This window comes from Cytophagia bacterium CHB2 (genome assembly GCA_030263535.1).
GTDB lineage: Bacteria > Zhuqueibacterota > Zhuqueibacteria > Zhuqueibacterales > Zhuqueibacteraceae > Coneutiohabitans.
In genome coordinates this window covers 1-3911 of record SZPB01000480.1, presented here as the reverse complement: position 1 = coordinate 3911, position 3911 = coordinate 1, and the positions used below count along the sequence as shown (strand labels likewise).

The 3911-nt window shown below is 50.9% G+C and carries 5 protein-coding genes; 4 read left to right on the top strand and 1 reads right to left on the bottom strand.

The features are described from left to right. Window positions 1-40 precede the first annotated feature (40 nt). Complete coding sequence (locus tag FBQ85_27580; GenBank protein ID MDL1878894.1) at window positions 41-340, top strand: hypothetical protein; 300 nt, start codon at window positions 41-43, stop codon at window positions 338-340. Window positions 341-431: 91 nt separating this feature from the next. On the opposite strand, the gene FBQ85_27575 is transcribed toward FBQ85_27580, so the two are convergent. Continuing rightward, complete coding sequence (locus FBQ85_27575) at window positions 432-1607, bottom strand: hypothetical protein (GenBank protein ID MDL1878893.1); 1176 nt, start codon at window positions 1605-1607, stop codon at window positions 432-434. 512 nt (window positions 1608-2119) lie between these two features. On the opposite strand from FBQ85_27575, the gene FBQ85_27570 reads away from it, so the two are divergent. The 3 genes from FBQ85_27570 to FBQ85_27560 form a co-directional block, all read left to right on the top strand. Further along, window positions 2120-2545: a hypothetical protein gene (locus tag FBQ85_27570; protein MDL1878892.1), complete on the top strand. Its 426-nt coding sequence runs from the start codon at window positions 2120-2122 to the stop codon at window positions 2543-2545. Window positions 2546-2609: 64 nt separating this feature from the next. After that, window positions 2610-3530 (top strand): helix-turn-helix transcriptional regulator, encoded by a 921-nt coding sequence (locus tag FBQ85_27565; GenBank protein MDL1878891.1) that lies wholly within the window; start codon window positions 2610-2612, stop codon window positions 3528-3530. Between the two features lie 84 nt (window positions 3531-3614). After that, on the top strand, window positions 3615-3911 hold a 297-nt coding region (locus FBQ85_27560), incomplete at its 3' end, for an acyl-CoA dehydrogenase family protein (GenBank protein ID MDL1878890.1).

Sequence of the window (3911 nt, the reverse complement as noted above, 5' to 3'; positions counted from 1 at the left end):
ACGAAGGATCAAGTAAGAGATTTGTTGAGGCAAAGAAATTTTGAACGCAACGCCACGAAGGCGCAAAGAACCCGCAAAGCTTTTCTTTGCGTACCGTGGCGCTTTTGACTTCGGCGAGCTCAGTCGAGCCGCATCTCTGCGTGAATTCTTTGCTTTTTTACAAAAAGATCACTTTAAAGAAACTCCCCCGATTTGCGACAAGCTGCAAATCAAAGCTTCTGCGAAGCCGCAAATAACTGTTCGGCGAAACTCGGCGTCTTTGGTGACCATCGGCGATAAAGTTTCCGCCGAAATGCGCCGAAGTCGCCGAGCATCGCCGAAAAAAACTTTGGCAAAATGATTTATCGGCAGAGTTATTTTGAATCGTTCTGCCGACAAATTATTTTGCCATAAACTTTCAGAGTTTATTCTAACTTTGAGCGGTTTACGGCCTAATACTTACCCAACTCCTCTGCCAGTTCCGCCAGCAGCGCGATGTTCTCCGGCGGCGTATGCGGCGCCACCGAACAAGCTGAGCTGAGGATGTAACCACCGCCCGGCTTGCCAATTTCCAACCGGCGCTGCACATCCATTTTGACCTTGTCAGCGCTGCCATACAAGAGCGTATGCACCGGATCGATATTCCCCTTGATAAAGGTTTTTCCGGCGAGAATCTTTTTGGCGTCCGCCAATTCCACCGTGCCGAGCGGCGGCGGATCGAGCGTGTCGATGCCGTTGGTGCCGGTTTGCATCATCAAATCAAGGCGGTCGCCGATGCTGCCACAGGTATGCGTGTAAACCGGAATGGCGGTTGCGCGCTTGACCTCCGTAACAATTTTCTTCTCGTAGGGCAAAACGAATTCTTCATAATGCTCCCGCGAGATCAAGCCGGCGCCGGCAAAGGCCGAGGAAATCAGAATCGCATCGACGCCGCACGCCGCCTGCTTTTTGGCAAGGTCAATAGCGCCTTCGGTGAGGCGCTCCAGGCAGGCTTTGCTTTTGCCGGGATCGTCTAGGATCGCCATCAAGGCGTATTCATAATTCAACAACTCCAGGAATTGCGACCATGGCGAGAAAACTTCAGCATGCACAGAAACGCCGGCGCCAACTCGCGCATTCACCTGTTTGATGGTGTCGAAATGATATTCCGGAAAATAATCGTCGAAGGGCCGAGACTCCGCTTCAAATCCCCAGGTGAACGGATAGGTAATATCGGTGAGATCCCAGGGATCGACATAGTAAAGCTGCTCCGGATCGATCTCGGCAAACGTTGGAAAATAGCGCGTGCCCTCAGCCTGATAGTAATGCGGATTGTCGTCCTGTGGAAAGATGGTATAGTTTCCATTGCGCCATTGCAAGCGCATTTCACGCGCGCCAGGTTCGATTTTATCAAGGTAGTTTTCATAATTTGGATCCCGGCCGGGGAGATTGACCAGGATGCCGTCAAAATTGTAACGCTGCTGCAACGTGATAAGCGCGCGGGCAAAGCCTTCGGAGCTGTACCAAATGTCGAGCGGTTTGAGGCCGGCATGCAGAAAATAATGCCCAAGCGCAAGCTGGCACATCACCGGAACACGATCGGGAGCTTGGAGTTCCATCGCCCGCTGCATACGTTGTCGCGAAGTCATCTCGTTTTATCCTGTGCGAATGAAGAAAATTAATTGCGTTCAAGTTTAGCCTTTCGGCAAGCCATAAGCAAGCGCTTTGTTGGGAGATTGATGCTTGACCGGTTAGCAGCGCCTCCCGAGTTTGATTTTGGTGAGATCTGGCTTCGACAAGCTCAGCCAGTGACAAGCTCAGCTAGCGACAAGCGATGATACGAAGACACCAGCGCCTGCAAACGGAAAGTTTGGCCTTGACAGGAGGAAATGTTTTTGCTTATTATCCCCACACGGCATTTATAGCATCTTTCAAATGCGTGTGCAGGAGTCGTAGTCTTGCCCCCTTGTGGGGCACTGTCGCAACTGTAAGTTTAGTGGCTTCGTCAGCCGCCCACGAGGGGCGGGGGCTACAAACCTGTCCATTCAATTAAAAACCGCTATAAGCCGGTACTGAATTTCACCTTTCAAACGTAACCGAATGGCAAAGGGACTCGATCATTCGCCGTAGCGGTGATTAACTATATCTCTGGAGAGTGGCGATGAAGCATCTCTTATCAAAAGAAGACCGGGATTTTCAGGTTGACTTCGAGTCCGGCAAGGTTCTGCCGGCGGACTTCAACCATCGCGCGCATTTGAGGCTGGCCTACGTTTATCTGGCGGAAAACGATACTGAAACCGCTTGCCGGATGATGCGCGAGTCCTTGCAAAGATTTCTCCAGCAGAATCACATTGATGTTTCGAAATATCATGAAACCTTGACGCGCGCGTGGATTATGGCCGTCAGGCATTTCATGGAGAAGACGCCAAACGCCGAGTCTGCCAATGCGTTTATTGACCAGAATCCCCAAATGCTGGATGCGAAGATTATGATGACGCATTACTCTGCGGAGCTGATTTTTTCGGAAGAGGCGCGCGCGAAGTTCGTTGAACCCGATCTCGACCCCATACCCACATATGGTCGTTGAGCTACGGCCGTGTGATTTGAGTCTGATTTGACGGCAGCACCGGCCCGCCGTCATTCGAAAAGGAATGAATCGAACAAAACGTGTTCTTCTGGCCTCTATGGTAAATCTCTACGAAGATATTCGCACGAAAAAACATTACAACAAATTTGAAATCGGAGGCCTGCTCTTTGCCGAGTACACTTGTCCGATAGAAACCAAATCTCTCGGCATCTGGACACACACCGATTATCTCGTGCACGTGGTCAGCGGCAAAAAGACCTGGCATACCGCAAATGGAAGTTGGCAGGCTGAAACCGGACAAACGTTGTTTTTTAAAAAGGGCGCGGCCCTCGTCGAGCAGTTTTTTGATGCGGAGTTCTGTTTGCTCTTGTTTTTTATTCCGGATGATTTCGTCCGGGACATCGTTAAGGAATTTGCTGGAGAGTTGAGCCGCAGTTCCCTTCCCGTCCACCCGCAAGAATCCGCCATTCGCGTCAACCCTGACGCGGCCCTGTCCATCTATTTTCAATCCATGCTGGCATACTTTTCCGGAGTTGAAAAGCCCTCAGAGACCTTGCTCAAGCTAAAGCTGAAGGAGTTGATCGTCAGCATTTTGGTCAGCCGGAGCAACCCTGCCCTGTCCTCCTATTTCAGGTCTTTCGCGAGCAGTGATGCGCCCGTCCTCAGTGAAATCATGGAAGCAAACTTTCGTTATAATCTTTCGCTGGAGAATTTTGCGGAATTGTGCCATCGCAGCCTCTCCTCCTTCAAACGTGATTTCGTCAAACACTATCAAGAATCACCGGGAAAGTGGTTGCAGAAGAAGCGGCTGGAACACGCAGCCATGTTGCTGCGCAGCGGAGATCTGAGCATTTCGCAAATTGTATTTGAGAGCGGTTTCAAAGATTTGTCTCATTTTTGCCGGGCATTTAAGGATAAATTTGGCGTGTCACCCACCCGGTTTCGCGCTAAATCCGTGGCAGAGAGTGAACCGGTCAAGCAATAGTTTGAACTGCACAGCAAAGCAGCCGTGTTCGCCATTTCGTACCTTGCGCCGGTTCTAACGGATAAATACACAAGGAGGCCGAACATGGCAACACCAACAAGCAGCAACTGGATGGACCTGGTTCACGAACTGGGCAAGGAATTTGAGAGAAGAGCCGCAGAGCACGATCGCGACGATACGTTTGTCAAAGAAAATTACGCCGCATTGAAAGAGCATCGCTTTTTCGCCGCAATGATTCCGGAAGAGCTGGGCGGCGGCGGCGTTTCGCACGCGGACATGTGCGAGATTCTCAGGGTATTGGCGCAATACTGCGGTTCCACTGCGCTCGCGCTTTCTATGCACCAGCATTTACTGGCCGCGAATATATGTTTTTTCAAGCAG

Coding starts and splice junctions, on each gene's coding strand:
- FBQ85_27575 (MDL1878893.1), bottom strand. CDS start 1,607: ATGACTTCGCGACAACGTATGCAGCGGGCGATGGAACTCCAAGCTCCC.
- FBQ85_27570 (MDL1878892.1), top strand. CDS start 2,120: ATGAAGCATCTCTTATCAAAAGAAGACCGGGATTTTCAGGTTGACTTC.
- FBQ85_27565 (MDL1878891.1), top strand. CDS start 2,610: ATGAATCGAACAAAACGTGTTCTTCTGGCCTCTATGGTAAATCTCTAC.